General features: G+C 30.6%; 1 protein-coding gene. It reads left to right on the top strand.

Annotation, left to right across the window (positions count from 1 at the left end; translation table 11 throughout):
- Positions 1-38: 38 nt before the first annotated feature.
- Positions 39-621, top strand: a 583-nt coding sequence (locus LS81_RS11070; RefSeq protein ID WP_419664468.1) for a lipase family protein, incomplete at its 3' end; no start/stop codon positions are given.

Raw genomic sequence — 621 nt, 5'->3', positions numbered from 1 at the left:
TCACATTAAGAAATCTCCCTAAAAAACAACATCTTGATATGCTTTTGTTTTATAATCAATGTATAGGAAATATTCCTTTTTATGTAGAAAGAGATTCTATGCCTAACAATAAAAGCTCTATAGAATACAAACTATGGAAAAAACTCTATCAAAGAAGCACAACATCTAAACATAAAGCCTATATAACAAAATCTCTTTTCAAAGATACTACTAAAGAGGCTACTTTAGAGAACTTCATACCTCCTATAGATTCTAATACTAAACTCACTATCACAGGACACTCTCTTGGTGGTTGCTTAACACAACTCTTTGCACTCTCTTTTGCAAACTATGCTAAGAGAGATTATGGAATCATCCAAGAAATCTATACCTATAATGCTCCTGGTGCTAGAGACTTAAGCATAGATGCTTTTGGTGTAATTGATATAGATTTAGCTAATCTTTCAAGTGATAATAAAGAAATTAGAGAAAAGAAAATAGAACAATATATTCATAGTTTGGATTTGCAGACTATAACACAGAGATTTATCAAAAAGTTACAACGCTTTGGGATAAAAGCTAGTTATTCAGATGGATTATTAGTTATCACAGAACAGCTGAAAAGATTTCTTGGGTTTAAAT

Source organism: Helicobacter trogontum (assembly GCF_000765905.2).
In the GTDB taxonomy this organism is placed as follows: Bacteria; Campylobacterota; Campylobacteria; order Campylobacterales; family Helicobacteraceae; genus Helicobacter_A; species Helicobacter_A trogontum.
Note: the sequence above shows the minus strand (reverse complement) of the source record. Positions and strands in the feature narration are given on the sequence as shown.